At 44.5% G+C, this 14,206-nt stretch carries 11 protein-coding genes; 7 read left to right on the forward strand and 4 right to left on the reverse strand.

Annotated elements, in window-relative coordinates; translation table 11 throughout:
• Nucleotides 1–23 precede the first annotated feature (23 nt).
• From C1T21_RS12535 to C1T21_RS12545, 4 genes are all read left to right on the forward strand, one after another.
• Nucleotides 24–965 (forward strand): polysaccharide deacetylase family protein, encoded by a 942-nt coding sequence (locus C1T21_RS12535; RefSeq protein WP_103048499.1) that lies wholly within the window; start codon nt 24–26, stop codon nt 963–965.
• A gap of 40 nt (nt 966–1,005) precedes the next feature.
• On the forward strand, nt 1,006–1,182 hold the full coding sequence (locus C1T21_RS27975) for an RNA polymerase sigma factor (protein ID WP_258012445.1): 177 nt from the start codon (nt 1,006–1,008) through the stop codon (nt 1,180–1,182).
• A 140-nt stretch (nt 1,183–1,322) separates the two neighbouring features.
• Complete coding sequence (locus tag C1T21_RS27980; RefSeq protein ID WP_258012452.1) at nt 1,323–1,481, forward strand: RNA polymerase sigma factor; 159 nt, start codon at nt 1,323–1,325, stop codon at nt 1,479–1,481.
• Between the two features lie 241 nt (nt 1,482–1,722).
• Nucleotides 1,723–3,324, forward strand: coding sequence for an alpha-amylase family glycosyl hydrolase (locus C1T21_RS12545; protein WP_103048500.1), 1,602 nt, complete (start codon nt 1,723–1,725; stop codon nt 3,322–3,324).
• A gap of 332 nt (nt 3,325–3,656) precedes the next feature.
• Here the strand turns inward: C1T21_RS12545 and C1T21_RS12550 are convergent, their stop codons facing one another.
• The 4 genes from C1T21_RS12550 to C1T21_RS12565 form a co-directional block, all read right to left on the reverse strand.
• Nucleotides 3,657–4,439, reverse strand: a complete 783-nt coding sequence (locus tag C1T21_RS12550; protein ID WP_103048501.1) for an HAD family hydrolase — start codon at nt 4,437–4,439, stop codon at nt 3,657–3,659.
• Nucleotides 4,440–4,468: 29 nt separating this feature from the next.
• Complete coding sequence (locus tag C1T21_RS12555; RefSeq protein WP_103048502.1) at nt 4,469–5,518, reverse strand: zinc-dependent alcohol dehydrogenase; 1,050 nt, start codon at nt 5,516–5,518, stop codon at nt 4,469–4,471.
• 35 nt (nt 5,519–5,553) lie between these two features.
• A complete protein-coding gene (locus C1T21_RS12560) occupies nt 5,554–6,792 on the reverse strand; it encodes an aspartate aminotransferase family protein (RefSeq protein WP_103048503.1) in 1,239 nt (412 codons plus the stop codon).
• A gap of 112 nt (nt 6,793–6,904) precedes the next feature.
• The gene (locus C1T21_RS12565) at nt 6,905–8,113 is read right to left on the reverse strand and encodes an MFS transporter (RefSeq protein WP_103048504.1); all 1,209 of its coding nucleotides are present in this window, start codon (nt 8,111–8,113) and stop codon (nt 6,905–6,907) included.
• 490 nt (nt 8,114–8,603) lie between these two features.
• Here C1T21_RS12565 and C1T21_RS12570 point away from each other — a divergent pair, with 490 nt between their 5' ends.
• From C1T21_RS12570 to C1T21_RS12580, 3 genes are all read left to right on the forward strand, one after another.
• Nucleotides 8,604–9,512, forward strand: coding sequence for an AraC family transcriptional regulator (locus C1T21_RS12570; protein WP_103048505.1), 909 nt, complete (start codon nt 8,604–8,606; stop codon nt 9,510–9,512).
• A 117-nt stretch (nt 9,513–9,629) separates the two neighbouring features.
• On the forward strand, nt 9,630–10,694 hold the full coding sequence (locus tag C1T21_RS12575; RefSeq protein ID WP_103048506.1) for a Gfo/Idh/MocA family protein: 1,065 nt from the start codon (nt 9,630–9,632) through the stop codon (nt 10,692–10,694).
• 670 nt (nt 10,695–11,364) lie between these two features.
• Nucleotides 11,365–13,956: an alpha-amylase family glycosyl hydrolase gene (locus C1T21_RS12580; RefSeq protein WP_258012446.1), complete on the forward strand. Its 2,592-nt coding sequence runs from the start codon at nt 11,365–11,367 to the stop codon at nt 13,954–13,956.
• Nucleotides 13,957–14,206 lie beyond the last annotated feature (250 nt).

Raw genomic sequence — 14,206 nt, forward strand, 5'->3', positions numbered from 1 at the left:
TAGATTTTGGAGGAACATATATTATGGAAAAAAGCTATACGCATAATAGAACCAGAGCTCATCGGATGAAGAGAAATAGAAGAAGACTACTGTTTATTATTATCATTTGTATTGTTCTAATTATTATAAAACTCTTTGACATGTTCAGTAGTAAACCACAGCCAGTAAAAACAATTGGATTTGCAGAAAAAATAGAATCAGTATCAACCGACAAATTAAATAACGAATCCAAAGGGAGCGAATCCCATCTAAAAAATGCTTCGGGTGTTGAAGATGCAGCATTTGTTGAAAAGTACTTGAATCAGCAAATGCAAGGGCACCGGCCTGAGGGGATAGACGGTAAAAAAGTAGTCTATTTATCTTTTGATGATGGTCCATCGGTTACCGTAACGCCTAACATATTAGATATTCTTAAAGAAGAAAATGTGAAAGCAACGTTTTTTGTGGTAGGAAAAGCAGTAGAAGAAAATGAAGTGACTAAAAAAATAACAAAAAGAGTGATTAAGGAAGGACATGCTATCGGAAATCACACCTACTCACATGACTACAGTTATTTGTATCCTAATCAGACTGTGAATTCGAGCATTTTTATGAATGATATTGAAAAAACAAATCAAGTTTTAAAACAAATATTGGGACAGAATTTTTCCACACGAGTGATTCGATTTCCAGGCGGCCATATGACATGGCAGAGAAATGATCCCGATGGTATGGAAGTACTGGACAAAGCTCTACAGGATAAGGATTATCATCAGATTGACTGGAATGTGTTACCTAAAGATGCAGAAGGTGCACCTAAGAATGCTGAACAATTAATTAGCGAATTCATGAGAAATATGGGGACTAGAGAAAAAGCAGTGGTACTCATGCATGACACTTATGGGAAGGAAGAAACAGCCAAAGCCTTGCCTGAAATCATAAGATATTTAAAAAAGCAGGGATATGAATTTAAGACTATCAAGTAAAGTACCGATTCCAGTCAAAACAGAAAGGATACGCAATAATATGGATATTAAAGATGTGGAGGATCTATATTTATCTTGCAAATCAGACCTCTTGGGCTATCTACTGAGGATATTGCATAACAAACAGGATGCCGAAGATTTGTTGCATGAGTGCTTTATTCGGTTTATAAGAGCTTCCCTGACTTGCCCCAAGATCGTATTCGGTTTTACCTTTTGAGAATTGCCAAAAATTTAGCTATAGATTTAATCAGAAAACGAAAAAAGATGGAGGAATACATTTTACGTAAGGAGCTGTTCCACTATCACTGGGATATCCTCGATTTTGAAATTCAGGAGGAGGTCAATCGAATTCTTTTGATGGCAAGTAATATCGAGCAAAGGACGGTACTTGAATTGCGTTTAGTCCGAGGATACTCCATAAAAGAAACGGCTAGAATCTTAAACAAGAGTGAAAATTCAGTGAAGTCTTCGCTGCACAGAGCTTCAAAACGCATTAAATTAAGATATATTTCCTGAACTGATTTGGACGATAGCAGACAAACTTTTATTCAGCAAATCGAAAGTACTGAATCTAAGAAAAAGAATGATTTTTTAAAGAGGAGTAGACATAGAGTCTGCTCCTCTTTTCGCTTGATACAGAGATATAACAATAAGATCGATATTTTCCACCATAATAGATAATAAATATCCCCTTTTTTTGGATTGTTTCTATTTATAATAAAAGCGCACCCACAACAATCAAAGGAGCTGATTTGTTTTGACACGTAACAAACGCTTAAGAAGATTGTCCACCGCCATGTTAACGGTGCCTATGCTCACGATGTTCGCTTCAGGTGCGATGGCAGAGCAGGAAATGAACGGACATAAGCCTCCGGTTTCTACTGGAAGCGGCGTATTTTATGAAATTTATATCAATTCTTTTTATGATTCGAATGGAGACGGACACGGTGATTTGAAAGGAATCACACAAAAACTTGATTACTTAAACGATGGCAAACCCCATTCGGGTAAGGATTTGCAGGTCAGCGGCCTCTGGCTTATGCCCCTAAATCCATCTCCAAGCTACCATAAATATGATGTAACTGATTACTATCAGGTGGACCCGCAGTATGGGAGTCTAAATGATTTCCGCACCTTGATGAAAGAAGCGGACCGAAAGGGCGTCAAGGTGATCATGGACCTTGTTATCAATCATTCGAGCAGCGAGCACCCATGGTTTAAGGAGGCCAGTGCCAACCCACAAAGCAAATACCACGACTATTACGTATGGGCGGATGAGAACACAGATCTGGAAGAAAAGGGCTCGTGGGGTCAGCAGGTATGGCATAAGAATCCGAATGGCGAAGGGTATTTCTACGGTACATTCTGGTCGGGCATGCCAGATCTGAACTTTGACAATCCCGAAGTCCGCAAAGAAATGATCAAAGTCGGCAAGTATTGGCTGCAGCAGGGTGCAGACGGGTTCCGGCTTGACGCGGCGATGCATATTTTTAGAGGACAGACGAAGGATGGTGCAGATAAGAACATCGCCTGGTGGAATGAATTCCGTTCCGAGATGGAGAAGGTAAATCCAAATGTATATCTGGCAGGAGAGGTATGGGACAAACCGGAGACCATAGCTCCTTATTACGGACCGCTCCACTCCCTGTTTAATTTTGATCTGGGTGGAACGATTTTGAACTCCGTGAGAAACGGCCGGGATCAGGGTATCGCGACATTCGCCGAGAAAACGCTGAAACTGTACAAATCGTATAATAAGGCGGCACTCGATGCTCCGTTCCTGAGCAACCATGACCAGACCCGTGTCATGAGCGAACTGGGCGGGGATGTGCGCAAAGCCAAGCTGGCCGCTTCCATTCTTTTGACGCTTCCGGGTCAGCCGTTCCTCTATTACGGGGAAGAAATCGGTATGAAGGGAGAGAAGCCTGATGAGTATCTTCGTGAGCCTATGCGCTGGTACAAGGGAGATGGCCCTGGTCAAACGACGTGGGAGAAACCCAAATACAACACAGGCGAGGTATCGGTGGAAGCGCAGCTGAGGGACGATGATTCCCTGCTGGAAAGCTATCGCACACTCATCCGTCTGAGGGAAGAACATGAAGCATTACGCAGCGACAGTCTGCAACCTATACAAACAGGTTCTGCCAGCGTGACCGCATTTAAACGTACTTCAGGTAAAGAAACAATGTATGTATATCATAACCTGTCTGGAGAGCCGGTTACCTTGCAGATAAAAGATTTCGATAAGGGTAAATGGAAAGTGGTCTTCTCCACCTCAAAGGAAGTGAAGGTGAAGAAAGGAACAGTTACAATTCCGGCTTACAGTTCTCTAATTACCGAAGAAGACAAAAAGAGCTGAATATACGCAAAATTACCGTTTAGATGAAGCAGGGTATATATCGATGAATCCAGTTTGGGGTGTTAACAGCACCCCATTTTTCTATATGAGTTTTGCTGCATACGAATAGAGGATTTAAAACCGTCAGGAGATCAGTTATATGTCAAAAAGATAGTTTTTACGACGGTTGTGTGTTGAATCGGGAAACTAGTCGTTTCAACTAGACCACTTCGATGTAAAGCACGCCCCTTGGAGTACACACAGGGAAGGATAAATGACATTCTCCAGTGTATATTCCAAGGGGCATTATTTAATACCCTCAATCATAGTAAAGATCGGACGATTCCATATGATTATAAAGGGGGGATGCCTTCCGGTACATTTCGGCTCTTGCTCTTAGCAAGCAACTGCTCATCGAACGGCAGATTCTCTTTGATCGCCCACAGGTCGTCATAGCTGAGAATCCAGCGATCGGCTCTGGACAGATCCTGTCGGCCGGAGCCGGGGTTGTGAAAGCCGATGCAGTGCATTCCGGCACTTTTGGCTGCCTGGACACCGTTCTGTGAATCCTCAATAACGATGCAATGGGCCGGTGCAATGCCTAGCTGTTCGGCGGCGTATAAGAAAATGTCCGGTGCCGGCTTACCCTGCAATACCTCTTCACCGGTGATTCGAATGTCGAAGTAACGGCCAAGTCCTGTCTTTTCCATAATGAGATCAATTAGCACCCGTGGAGAGGAAGAGGCTACCGCGACCGGAATCCCTTTCTCTTGCAGCCAGTCCAGCCACCGTTCCAGTCCGTCGATCGCCACAAGGCCCTCGTGTGCAATCATCGTCTGCATCACATTTTTTCGGTGATAGGACAGGGCCTCTTCCACCGTATTGGTGAGCTGATGTCTGTCCAGTACCTGACGCCACATAGATTCGAGTGTCACTCCAACATAGGTATGGTGCTCTTCTTCCGTCATGGACGCACCGAAATGGGCAAAGGAATTGCGCTCGATCTCAAAATAAATCGGTTCGCTGTCTACTAGGACCCCGTCCATGTCGAAGATGACTGCCTTGACCGGAACGGACGCTGATGGGCCTCCCAAGCATTCATTATTTGGTTGCGCATCATGATGAACGGTTGTCATGTCCATTCTCCTCCTTGTTCGTATCTGGATTAGTTACCGGAGCCGTTCGATTGCAGCACAACCTTGATTGCCTGTGAAGAAGGCTGAAGGGTCCGCTCGTTAATATTGCATCCGAGGGTCAGAAAAGCCTCACGGTAGTCTTCCAGCGGATAGGAGTGGGTAATGATTTTTTTGGCGGGAACGATCTGCTGCTCAATCAGGTAATGAGCCGTGGAGAACGTTCCCAGTGAATCAATCGAGCCGATGATTTTGAGGCTACGGTCAACTACCTCTTTCGGATTGAACGTGCTTGTCCCATCTCTCAGCCCCACCAGCATCAGATATCCGCCGCTCGTAAGCTGGGACAGTACCTGTGTACCGACCACGCCTGTGGTATCCACAATCATGTCTACCTGATTTTTTAACGGTGCCAACTCATGAATGGCTGATTCCAGTGTGGCGTGCACGGACCACCGTTCAGGGGCCACGGAATCCGCTATGGCGAGCCGTTCCTCCGAGATGTCAACGAGGCAGCCTGTGACACCTTTGGAAGCAAGAGCATAACTGTACAGAATTCCAATTGGGCCTGCACCAAGAATGATGGTTGTGAAGTTCGGCAGCAGGTGAATCTGGTTGATTCCGGTCAGCATACAGCTCAGCGGTTCGGTCAGTGTTGCTTCTTCGTAGCTGATATGATCCTTCAGCTTGTACAGAAAACGATCCTCCGTCACATAATAATCGGTGAACGTCCCGTCGGCGCTGACTCCGGTCTCGGTTACGGATTTATGTGTGCAATGATTCTGTCTTCCGGTTCGGCACATATCACATTGACCACAGTAGTACGTCGGATCAATCACGACCCGGTCCCCGGGCTGCATTGAACTAACGGCTGATCCTACAGCGATGACTTCCCCCGCTGATTCGTGGCCTAGGATAGTGGACGACACGGCATGATATTTGCCACTGATGATGCCTAAATCCGTACCGCATACGCCTGTCGCCCGGATCCGGACGAGTACATCGTTATCTTTTTTAATCTCCGGGACAGGTCTTTCCTCAAGTGCGACATCCCAAGCTGATTTGTATACCAGTGCAAGCATAAATAAGTCCTCCTTTTTGCCTATTAGGCAGATAGTTAGTGAAGGGTGGCCAGAACCGCGTCAAGCCGTTTAACAATTTCGACAATCTCATCTTCTGTAGCCGTGAGGGAAGGTCTCACTTTAACCACATTGCCATAACCGTAACGGGAACCTCTGAGAATTAATTGCTGTTCGTCAAATGCACGATCGATAATCCCATTGCTTTTCACTGCATCCGGGGCATCGTCCTCGTCGACAATTTCCAGTCCCCACATCAGTCCGACGCCACGAGCCTCACCAATGCAATCGTGCTTGTCGGCCATCTCCGTCAGCAGGGTTCCGAGCAGGCTTCCTTTGGACCGAACGGTTTCCAGAAAACCGGGCTCAGATACAACCTCCAACGTGGCTTTGGCTGCCGTAACCGAGATTAGATTGCTGCCTGAGGTGAAGGAGTGCTCGTGCTTCTCGAGGACATTAAGACGAGACTGCATCAATACCGCTGCTACCGGTACACCAATGCCGCCGAGACCCTTAGCGAGAGTAATGATATCTGGTTGGATATCAAACAGTTCACTTGCGAACATGTAACCTGTCCGCCCAATCCCAGTCTGCACCTCATCAGCGATCAGGATCAGCCCGTACTCGTTGCACAGCTGACGGAGGCGCTTAAAATATCCTGCAGGTGGGATGATATTGCCTCCGTTGCCTAGGATGGGTTCAATAATCATGCAGGCCACAGAGCCTGAGCTTGCATACTCAATGGCATCCGATATGGCTTCGACGCATTGATAGCCACACTTGTCAGGCGAAGAATTAAACGGGCAGCGATAGCAGTAGGGAGCAGGTACATGCAGGGAATTTGCTGCGGCCGAGTTGGGAAATTTCCTCCGCCGGAAGGCGTTGCCGGATATGCCTGTTGCGAACTGGGTCTGCCCATGATGGGATAAATACAGGCTGATTATATCGAGCGCACCGGTATATTTCTGGGCTAGCTTCACAGCGCATTCGTTCGCCGTAGAGCCAGTAATATCTCTCATCCATCCCGCGTCGATGCCGTTCGGCGTATACTGGATCAGATGATCTAGGACTTCCTCGACGTAAGGCTCGGTAAAGGATGAGGACATGTGGGCAAGATTGGCGACTTGTTCCTGTACTTTGGTGACGACATGAGGGTGATTGTAACCGAGTGAGAGATTGAAGGTGCCAGATACGCCATCTAAATATTCCTTACCCGAATCGTCAATCAGAGTAATGCCTTTTCCGTATCTGAAGCGTTCTTTGGTTAAGGTATGCACGATGTTCCCCTCCATATCAGATATACATTCTTATTAAGTACATCCTTAAAAAATGTACTGCCCTGCTACTACATAAAGCGGTGGGCCTCACCTCCCCCAAGAATAAAGAATCTCATCCTTCCTTGCCCTGATGGACAAGGGAGTCAACTACCCGTCTACTCCTGCCATTCCATAGATGCGAGAGAATGACCGCAAGCAGCAAAATTAGGCTGAAAGCCGCCAAAATCCAAAGGGTAGCCGTCACCGACCATTCGCTCATGCTCCAGCCTGTTACATATTGAAGCACTGCTCCGCCAATTCCGCCTGACGCAATCAGAATGCTGGTCGTTCTCTCAGTCATTCCCGGAATCAGCACGTTCGCATAGACGAGGGCAATACAGAAGAGACCGGACATGAATAACCCTGCACCAAAAATCAGAAGGTATGTAGCCCACTGACTGGAGACAAACGCCATTGCGACCAGAAAGCAGAAAGTTCCGATTCCGCTCCACAGCAGGAAAGGAATATATCCTGCTGACTCTGCAATCTTCCCTGAAAACATGCGGCCGATGATCATCGCAATCCAGAGTATGCTAACACCCAACGAAGCTACGGATTCCCGAATCTGCAGGGTCTCGATCAGAATAGAGGGCAGGAAGTTCATGAGCCCCAGTTCAAGCCCCATGTAAACAAAGAAGAATACAATGAATATTCCCAGTAACACACGGTGCTGTACCGAGTACCGGGCTTGTTCGACCGATCGCTCAGAGGTTTGGAGATCCGCTTGGATAAGGTGGGAAGAGGAGGAAGCAGGCATGGTAATCCAGAACAGTCCCAGAATAAATGTCAGAAGGGAGATGGTGTAGAAGGTCAGATACCACATTCCAAGCCAGATATACAGGCTTACCACCGCGGGAATGAGCAGTGCACCAAGTGCAAAATAGACATCCAGCTTGGACATGGCTACGGCTTTCTGTTCTTCGGTGAACTCAATCGTGAACGCTCCGATGGACGACTCAATGATGCCTGAGCCGAAGCCAACCCAGATGGTCATCACGATAACCCAGGTCCATGAGGGGAGTACACCCAAGAAGGCATACCCTGCTACGATACTAACCAGGGCAATGGACAGCATAGACTTGCGACCGATGTGTAGAGCCATGAAGGGGGAGAACAGAACGCCGACAAGAAATCCGAAAAACTGAAGGAACAACAATAATCCGCCATCGCTGTACCCACGTCCATAGTAAGGCAGTAGAACCGGCAGTAATGCTCCAAGCACCACACTAGTAATGCCGATTAACAGATAGAAAGCACAACTTAAAGCGAATAGTCTCTTCAAGGTCCGTCCCTCCATAAGTCTATATTTTTTATATGGATTCTGTTGCTTTACTAGATTATACCTTTTTCTTGGAAATGTACATACGTATTTATATAAAAAATGTAAAAATAATCGTTCGACAATTTTACACGTATTTGCTTAATCCAGTTAAGGCGAACCCTGTTTATCTGAAGAAACTGCATGCGGAAGGGAGAAATAAGATCAGCCCAAATTGTTTTCGGGCGCCAAACCGCTCATAATTGAGGCATAACTTTGTGTTTGCAAAATTAGGTTAGTAAAGATACCTAACAGTTGTTTTTCTTAATAAAACTATGATTGATAGGGTAGGAAAATGAATGTTAACCGCTTACAATTCAAAAGGGAGAGGGAATTTTATTCGAAAGTTGAGAAGGAGAAAAATGAAGAGGAGAAGAAGGAATGCAGTGCAGCATAATTATCAATAGTCATGTGTACGGCTTTTTTGAACTTTAAACAAAAGGAGTCTACCAAAATGAATTTTTATTTAGAAATCCCGGAGCTTGACCGACATTTTCCTTTCCGGAGTTTTATTAATAAAGGCGACGTGCTTTGCTATCCTCATTGGCATAAAGAAATTGAAATTATTTATGTGACCCAGGGAACCCTTGATCTGGGAATTAACGATATTTCGATACGCATGAAACAAGGTGAAGTTCAGTTTATAAATGGGGGTGATGTTCATTATTTCTTGGCTTCTCCCGACAGCGAACGGATGGTTATTCAATTTGATCTGAGCTTTTTTCAAGAGGTTTCCACATTAAGTGATCAGAAACGCCCTCTTAGATATATATTTACGGAGATGGAGCAATCAAGCTGGAACTGGCCAGAAGAAACAGCAGCTAAAATGCTTCCTCTGATTCAAAGCATTTATGATGAGAACGTCAACCACCACGAAGGTCATGCCTATATGATCAAAGCCAAGTTGTTTGAGATGTTGACTCTTATTATGCGTGAAGTGCCAAGAAGCATGACGCCAAGGCTTCCTGAAATCTCTGAAAGACCCTTAACACAATCAAAGGACACCCTTTATAAACTGGAACGTATTTTTGAGTATGTGGAATGCCATTATCATGAAACCATTTCGCTGAAGAATGTCGCTGATTATATGGGGTTCAGTCCCTATTATTTCGCCAGGCTATTTAAGAAGAATACGGGGATGACCTTTGTAGCATTTTTGAATGATTACAGACTGAATAAGGCAAAATGGATTTTGTTGAATGAAAACAATCCGATCACTGAGGTCGCAGAGGCAGCAGGGTTCAGTAGTGTAAAGACGTTTCATCATCTCTTTAAGGAAGCAACAGGAACATCACCATTGAAATACCGCAGGACAATATTCGGGAATAAAACAGCAAGAAATGAGGAGGAAAGCTTTTCATGAGATTTGTATGATAGAGCTATCCGACGAAGGGAAGGGAGAGTTACGAGAACATTAAAACTTATTGATCTATGAGCAACCACTTGATATGCGGTGGGCTTAAATCAGGAGTGGAGGAAGATGAAAATGGGCAATCGTATATACAATGTAGTCATTATCGGTTATGGAGGCATGGGAAGCTACCATGTTCAATTGATCGAATCTAATCAGCAACTTGCCGTTGGCGGTGTATATGATATTGTCGATTACCGAATGGAACTGGCTGCGGCTGCCGGCTATAAAACATACCCTAGCCTGGATGCCGTTCTGGCCGATCAGGCCGTGGATATTGTTTTGATAGCAACACCTAATGATGTTCATAAGGAAATCGCGATCCAAGCACTACAAGCCGGAAAACATGTCATTTGTGAAAAGCCGGTTACGATAACGAGCGCGGATTTATTGGACATTGTTGAGGTGGCGAAGAAAGAAAATCGTGTGTTTACAGTACATCAGAACCGTAGATGGGATGAAGACTTCCGAATTATCAAAGATATAATTGGCAATAAGACCGTGGGTGATCTTTTCCACTTGGAATCGCGAGTTCAGGGGGCTAATGGCATCCCAGGTGACTGGCGGCAACTAAAGGCGTATGGAGGAGGAATGCTACTGGATTGGGGAGTACATCTGTTGGACCAGCTGCTTCAGATTACGGACAGCAAAATAGAAAGCGTAGCTGCTACCCTTAGCTATATTTTGGGGACTGAAGTGGATGACGGCTTTACCAGCTTTATTGAGTTCAAGGACGGTCTGACCGCAGTCATTGAAGTGGGTACAACCAATTACGTAAAGCTGCCGCGCTGGTATATTAAAGGAACTGAAGGAACCGCAATGATTAGAGATTGGGATTTGAGTGGAGAGATCGTCACCCGAAATCCAGATGTCGCTCACGTGGAACCCAAGCCGATTCAAGCAGGTCAAGGATTGACGAAAACGATGGCGCCGCCGTCTGAGGAATCCACCCTTAAATTCCCGATTGAGAAAATACCTGCTGCTGCAGAAAGCTTTTATGAGAATTTTGTCTCTACCATCGAAGGAAAAGCGGAGATTGCGATCAAAAATGAAGAAGTACACCGTGTATTGGTGCTGATTGAGACGATTTTTGAGGCGGCAGCAACCAAAAGCGTGATTCGAAGAACTATTTAAATCCGCTCTTTTTTTCGATCCATCATAAGAGAGAGATATAGGATCCTGGAGAGAACCAAACAGTATTGATCTACTGAAATTTTGGAATGCATTTTAGTAATCAGTAAACCTTTGAAATGGTGAGCAAAATAATTTTGCCCACCATAAAACACAAGCGAGCATCGCTCCACATCCGCATTCTATTGCTTGATCATTTTTAAGTTGCTGAGATTTCGAATAGGTTTAATTTACACGTAAAGAGAAAAAGAAGCTTTTACATAAAATCCGCTATGTCCTCCTTATAAATCAACATATTCCACTCTAAATTCTTCCATATAAAACATAAAATAATCCATGAAAGTGCTAGCATAATCATTTGTATGAGAAAAGAGAAGGGAGAGATCGTTTATTGTAGTGTGCGACCAGAAGAATATAGATGAAGGGACGTAGAGAATGAGGAGTTATAAACGAAGATCCTGGAAACGCTTATTTTTACTCATGATCACGGGAATACTTGTATTAACATCAGTAAGTGTTGTTACGCCGATCAATGCTGATGATTTGCCTAAAAACGTTACAGGTACATCAGTAAAGCTTTCATGGAAAGCCTCCGAAAACATCGCCGACGGTAGTAGAGTATCAGACTACGATCTCTATCGCAACGGTTCTCTCATCAAGCAAAATATCTCCGATGCAACATCCGAAAAACCTTGATTTGACAGCCCTTCCAGACAACCAAGCGATAGTTTACTATTTTAAGAAAAGCCGTGGCTGGAGCGATGTAAATATCCATTATGCTCCCGATGGTTCATCCTGGACATCCCCGCCGGGTATCAGCATGAATGAAAGCGCTTGCTTGGATTGGGCCAAAAAAACTATTGATCTTGGCTCTAAAACATCGATGAAAGCAGCATTTAACAACGGCTCTGTCTGGGATAATAATAAAGGCGCTGATTATCATTTAGTTGCTGGTTTAAGTACTATCAAAGACGGCATTGTCACAACAACAGGAGCTAAGAATCCGTGTAACCCTCCAGTTATTGATTTAGAAGCACCTTCTATACCTCAAGGATTGACAGCCAATGCGGATCGACTACGAATCCAATTAGAATGGGATCCTTCTGTTGATAATGTTGGTGGAAGTGGGATCGGCGGGTATGAGATCACTCGCACAGGAGGAACTAAAGGCAAAAAGGTCTATACGACGACCCGTACTACCTTCCAAGATTCATTATTGGAGGCGAAAACGACATATACGTATACAGTTAAGGCATACGATAAAGCAGAACCAGCCAACAAATCGGAAAGTAGTATTGAGGTAAGTGCAACAACAGGAACTTCACCACCTCCTGCTTCAAAGGGAAGCCCGATCGGAACAGATATGCGTGAAGATTCAATTTACTTTGTGATGACTGCCAGATTCTATGATGGGGACCCTTCGAACAACCGAGGTGGTGCGAATCATGTTTCAAGTGGCAATGCAGCCAACAATGATCCAATGTTTAGGGGCGATTTTCAAGGGTTAATCAATAAACTGGATTATATCAAGGCTCTTGGCTTCTCAGCGATTTGGATTACACCAGTTGTATTGAATCGATCTGACTATGACTTTCACGGCTATCATGGTTACGATTTTTTTCGAGTGGATCCCAGGTTAGAGTCACCTGGTGCAACATACCAGGATTTGATTAATGCTGCACACGACAAAGATATTAAAATCATACAGGATGTTGTGTACAACCACTCTAGCCGCTGGGGTGCAAAAGGTTTATTCACGCCAAAGGTATTTGGTATTCAAGATAATCAGTGGAGCTGGTATTATGACGAACCTCAAGAAGGAATCGAGTATGATGGCCTTCAGCAGAATAACGTAGGTAAGCCGTATAACGGTGACCTATGGTCAACGAAGGAACCAGAGGGCAACACATGCCGGAATTGGGGAATCCCAATTAACTCAAAAACATACAATTGCCAATGGCCAAACCCCACCACTGGCATGTTTCCTTCACAGTACTATCACAGTTGCTGGATCGGCAATTGGGAAGGGGAAGATTCACGGAGTTGTTGGCTGCATGAGGATCTGGCTGACTTTAATACAGAGTCAAAGCCTGTCCAAGATTATTTAATTGAAGCGTACAATCGATTTATAGATATGGGTGTGGACGGCTTTAGGATAGACACCGCTGTGCACATTCCTCGCGTTACCTGGAACCGTCATTTTCTTCCTGCAGCGCAGGAGCGGGCCATTGAGAAGTTTGGTGAAAAAGGACGTAATTTCTATATGTTCGGTGAAGTAGGCGCTTTCGTCAACGATAAATGGAACCGAGGTTCTGTGAATCATTCGGCTCAATTCTTCACCTGGAAGGAACGCAAAGAGTATAGCACCAATGATGAAGCAGCTGCGCTGAAACAATATCAACACGAAAATAATCTTGGTACAGCCAATCAGCCTTTATCCGATAATGCATTCCTCAAAGGGAATTTGTATCATGAACCGGACCATTCACAATCCTCCGGGATGAATGTAATTGATATGAGGATGCATATGAATTTTAGTGATGCGAATAACGCATTTTGGAATGGCAAGGATTCGGATGACAGTTATAACGATGCGACCTATAACGTAGTGTATGTAGATAGCCATGATTATGGACCTAACAAGTCATCGACTCGGTATATGGGGGGCACGGCTGCATGGGCTGAGAATATGAGTTTAATGTGGACTTTCCGTGGAATTCCAACATTGTATTATGGCTCAGAAATTGAATTTCAGGCAGGCAAGCCAATCGACTGTGGTCCAACGTGTCCATTAGCAACCACAGGACGTGCTTATTATGGAGATCATATTGAAGGTACAGTAGTAGCCTCCGATTTCGGACAGGTAGCTTCTGCTTCAGGTTCGGTTGCTCAAACCCTGCAGCACCCACTAGTAAAGCACATTCAGCGACTGAATCAAATTCGAAGAAGTATTCCTGCCTTGCAGAAAGGTCAGTATTCTACGAAGGATGTAAGCGGACAAATGGCGTACAAGCGACGTTATACGGATTCGTCGAAAGGCATAGACAGTTATGCTTTAGTTACTGTTAGTGAATCAGCTGTTTTTCGGAATATTCCTAACGGCACTTATAAAGATGCCATCACTGGAGACGTCAAAGAGGTCACGAATGGGACGCTCAATCTGACAGTTTCGGGCAAAGGAAACTTAAGGGTATATGTACTTGATCTCCCGGGTAATCCTACTCCCGGTAAGATTGGTGAAAACGGACCTTTCTTGAAACCTTAATTTTTAAATATAAGAAGCATGGAGGGAACGACATTCCTAGGAGTGTCGGTAATTTGAGGTTTTAAAAACACACTCATAAACATATGGGTGTGTTTTTTTTGGTGTTGAGGATGAGTCGTTCATGCCATTAACAAAAATTTATCATGATTAAGTAATTCGCCATATTCCTCTTCATTGATTGAAAATATCATAGATAACAAGAAGATGTAACATTTTCCGCAGCGTAGTACGTTAATGTAGACACCTTAAC

The sequence above is a fragment of the Paenibacillus sp. F4 genome (assembly GCF_002894905.1).
Taxonomy (GTDB): domain Bacteria; phylum Bacillota; class Bacilli; order Paenibacillales; family Paenibacillaceae; genus Paenibacillus; species Paenibacillus polymyxa_B.